We start from the raw sequence: 3,682 nt of genomic DNA on the forward strand, positions 1-3,682 counted from the left end.
GTCGCCCCGGAAGCGAGACTCGGCAAAGATAGGCACATCCAGCTTCGCCATCGCGCTGAAGGTGCCATGGTACAGGCCGCTGGCAGCCGCATTGGGAATATAGCCGCCGGTGACACCGTAGTTGCCCTCGAAGCTCAGGGCGGGAAGGCGCTCATAGGCGATGGCGCGGCGCTGGCGCTCATAGACGCGGATCTGAGCCTGCAGGCGGAGGAAGTCCTTCCGCCGCTGATAGGCAAGGTTCTTGGCGTCCGGGAGGGCCATCTGCGCCAGCTCGGAGTAGGGAACGATGTCGGTCAGCTCAATCGGCTGATTTGCCGGCAAGCCGATCAGGCGGTTCAGCGAGATCTTGTCCTTGGCCAGCGCATTCTCAGCGCTGATCAGCGCCTGCTGCTGTTGTTGGTACTGTGACCGCGCCCGCAGCACGTCAAGGTTCGTCCCAACGCCGGCATCATGCTGCGCCTGCGACTGGCGCAGGACCTCTTCTTCCTGCTTCAGCAGAGCCTGATTGTTGGTGACGTTGGCCGCATCTGCCAGGATGCCGAGATAAGTCGTACCTACCTGGAGCACCACATCGCCTCGGACCGTGGCCGTATTGAGGTCGGCGACCTGCTGCTGGGATTTAGCGGCACGGTAGACCTCGATGGCGGGCATATTGAACAGGTACTGCTGCAGGTTGACCTGCGCCGTAACCGTGTCGACCTTCACAATGCTGGGGATAGCCGATGCCGGAATTCCGAAGGCGGTGAGCAGTTTCCCTGCCTTGCTGGGGCTGAAACCCTGAGCTGCCAGGTTGATCTCTGCCCGGTTGGCCGTGCCCTGAATTGACATGTTTGGCGTAATAGCCTGCAGGGCCGTGCCCACCTGACCATGGAGCGAACGCTGCTGCTGCCGCGCCACGATGAGCTGCACATTGTGCTCCATGCCGAGCTGGATGGCCTCATCCAGCGTCAGCCGCCGGACCTCGGAGGTGGCCACACCGATCGGCACACCGTCGAATTTTGTTTGAGAGGCGGAAGGAGCGTCCGGAAGGTTCGAGATCGGCGGAATTGTGGTCGTGTCCTGCGCCAGAACAAGGGAAGCGGCGAGGGGCAGGGCAGCAAAAACCGATCGTATGGCGCGTGTTAGTCGTGTCATCTTCAGGCGTTCGTCTGTTGTTAGATTGTCTCCGCCCGTGCACGGTTGCGCAAAATTCTCCCGGCGGCAAAAACGAGTAAAATCAGCTTGCTCGCCCCGGCTGTTCGGCGACGTCCTTTAACCAACCCATTATGATGCGCACACCCAAGCTCCTGCTCGCCCTTGCCCTCACCGCCACCGCCGCCTCCGTGCCGGCAATGGCCCAGTTTGTCAGTGGCCAGGCGCCCTCGACGACCTTCAAAGACACCTCCATGCTGAAACCCCCGGCCGGCGCCAAGGTGGCCATCTGGGAGTTTGTCGACCTGGAGTGCCCGGCCTGCTCCCGCGCCTACCCCCTCGTCCACGAGCTGGGCATGAAATACGGCGTCCCCGTCGTCATGAAGGACTTCCCCCTGGGCGGAGCCCATATCTGGAGCTTTGACGCGGCTGTCTATGCCCGCTACATGCAGGACAAGCTGCCCAACGGCAAAAACATCGCCGACCAGTACCGTCTGGCTATCTTCCAGAACCAGAACATGATTGCCAGCAAGGACGACCTGCTGCGGGCCACCCAGAAGTTCCTGGCCGACCGCAAACAACAGCTCCCCTTTGTCGTCGATCCGCAAGGCGAGCTGGCAAACGAGGTCAAGACCGACCGTGCCCTGGGCGACCGCATCGGCATCAACCAGACCCCGACCATCTGGGTAGTCACCGACAAGGCGTTCCAGCAGATCTCCGACTTTGAACAGATCGAGCCTGCCATCCAGAACGCCAAGGCGCAGGCCGGCAGCAGCACCGCCGAGACCAAGAAGGTCGCGAAGAAGTAGCTTTCAGATCGCACAAGAAAAAGGCCGCCCGTCGGGCGGCCTTTTCTATATCCCCAGAGGCATACCGACATATCCGCGATAGCTCTGCATGGCGCTCACAGGGCAAATCCTATTAGCGGAGGGTGTGTCGGAAAAAACTGAGAAGCGTGAAGAAGATAACGCCGGCGCCGAAGACAAACAGTGCCGCGATGACGATAGGCCATACAACCCCTTCTTTCGCTGGAAACGCCTGTTCGTCGAACGTATGCCGCCTGGCAGCAAACATAAGGAAGATGCGATTGCCGTAGCCCGTCTTCAATATCGGTGACTTCATGTCGCCCCCGACCGAATGCGGAAAAGTATAAGCCGTCCGTAAAGACGCTGCACAATTCACTTCGGGCCCGACGGCCACACCCGCTGCACGGTGCGGTAGAGAACATCCTTCCGCTCTTCCGCATTGAAAAACGGGATCTCTTCGCGATAGAGCGCCAGCCGTTGTTCGTAACTTGCAAGCTCTGTCTTGATGGGCCAGTCGGTGCCGCCCATGATGCGTTGTGAACCGAAGGCATCGCGGACTCGCGCCACCATCTCATAGCTGTCGCGGAACGGATAGTTCTGTCTCGAGAGCGACCATAGGTGCGTGATCTTGACGAAAACCTGCGGATAACGAGCTAGATCCAATAACTTAGCAAGCGAAGCCGTATCCCCGATGGGACAGTCGGCCATATGGTCGATCACGACCGTAAGTCCCTGATTTTTGTCGATCAAGGGACGCACGTCCGGCAGCCGCGAAGCCGGCAGCAGCAGCGTCATAGGTACATGCAGCCGCTCACACTGAGCCCACAACGAATACATGCGCGGTTCGCGAATCCAGTCTCCGGAGGCATCGGCAGCAGGACTCCAGCGCACGCCGTCGCAGCCCTGTGAAACCCAGTAGATCAACTGATCCGCGGCATCCGGGGCCTCGGGATTGACGCGACAGACTCCGGCAAACTTTCCCGGAAAGCGCGTAAGGCAATCCACCAGATAGCGGTTGTCCCACCTGTAATGGGACACCTGAATCAGGACCGTGCGTGCGACCTGGTTGGCCTCCATGCGCCGCAGCAGCGTCTCGACCGAGGCGTCCACGCCCTCAGGCACATTGGCTCCCTCGGCAAACGGATATCGGGGATCCTTAACCCAGACATGAACATGGGAATCGATGATCTGCGGGGCAGCTTCTGCCATCGCTGGGAGAACAGCGCTTGCCACGACTGCTCCTGTATTTGCGAGAAAGGCCCGGCGGCTGTAACGCATGCTTCCTCCCGGCAGAGACACGATACCGTGTGGCGATTCCCCCTGCAAATGGCTGCATCTCACGTTCCGGCAGCCGCATCGGATAGCATGATGCCGCACCATATGCCTCATTAGGGAGGGCTGATGTCGAAGGTTCGTGTCGCAGGATTTGGAGTGTCCATCGATGGCTTCAGTGCAGGGCCGGAACAGAGTCTCAACGATCCGCTGGGCAAGGGCGGTTTTGACATCTTTCAGTGGTTCTTTCACACCAGGACCTTCAAGGCGATGCATAGTGATGACGGCGGCGGCTCCACGGATGTGGACGACAGCTTCGCCCATCGCGCGATGGACAACTTTGGCGCCTTTATCCTGGGCCGCAACATGTTCGGGCCGATCCGCGGACCATGGCCGGATGACTCCTGGAAGGGCTGGTGGGGACCCAACCCGCCGTATCACACACCAACCTTTGTACTGACGCACTATGAGCG

Annotated in this window: 4 protein-coding genes and 1 pseudogene; 2 read left to right on the forward strand and 3 right to left on the reverse strand. The window is 60.1% G+C overall.

Translation table 11 applies throughout. The features are described 5' to 3' along the window. On the reverse strand, positions 1–1,134 hold a 1,134-nt coding region (locus AB4043_RS18135), incomplete at its 3' end, for a TolC family protein (protein ID WP_442307702.1). A 131-nt stretch (positions 1,135–1,265) separates the two neighbouring features. On the opposite strand from AB4043_RS18135, the gene AB4043_RS18140 reads away from it, so the two are divergent. Continuing rightward, positions 1,266–1,940 (forward strand): DsbA family protein, encoded by a 675-nt coding sequence (locus AB4043_RS18140; protein ID WP_442301382.1) that lies wholly within the window; start codon positions 1,266–1,268, stop codon positions 1,938–1,940. 112 nt (positions 1,941–2,052) lie between these two features. Here the strand turns inward: AB4043_RS18140 and AB4043_RS18145 are convergent, their stop codons facing one another. Then, the gene (locus AB4043_RS18145; protein ID WP_442301381.1) at positions 2,053–2,253 is read right to left on the reverse strand and encodes a hypothetical protein; all 201 of its coding nucleotides are present in this window, start codon (positions 2,251–2,253) and stop codon (positions 2,053–2,055) included. Positions 2,254–2,309: 56 nt separating this feature from the next. Continuing rightward, the gene (locus AB4043_RS18150; RefSeq protein WP_442307703.1) at positions 2,310–3,170 is read right to left on the reverse strand and encodes an amidohydrolase family protein; all 861 of its coding nucleotides are present in this window, start codon (positions 3,168–3,170) and stop codon (positions 2,310–2,312) included. Positions 3,171–3,338: 168 nt separating this feature from the next. Between AB4043_RS18150 and AB4043_RS18155 the strand changes: the two are divergent. After that, positions 3,339–3,682 (forward strand): annotated as a pseudogene (locus tag AB4043_RS18155) (dihydrofolate reductase family protein); the annotation flags it as partial.

This window comes from Terriglobus sp. YAF25, assembly GCF_052113305.1.
Lineage (GTDB): Bacteria > Acidobacteriota > Terriglobia > Terriglobales > Acidobacteriaceae > Terriglobus.

What these genes read in the sequence shown, in the direction of transcription:
- AB4043_RS18140 (WP_442301382.1), top strand. Translation starts at nt 1,266, where the DNA reads ATGATGCGCACACCCAAGCTCCTGCTCGCCCTTGCCCTCACCGCCACC.
- AB4043_RS18145 (WP_442301381.1), bottom strand. Translation starts at nt 2,253, where the DNA reads ATGAAGTCACCGATATTGAAGACGGGCTACGGCAATCGCATCTTCCTT.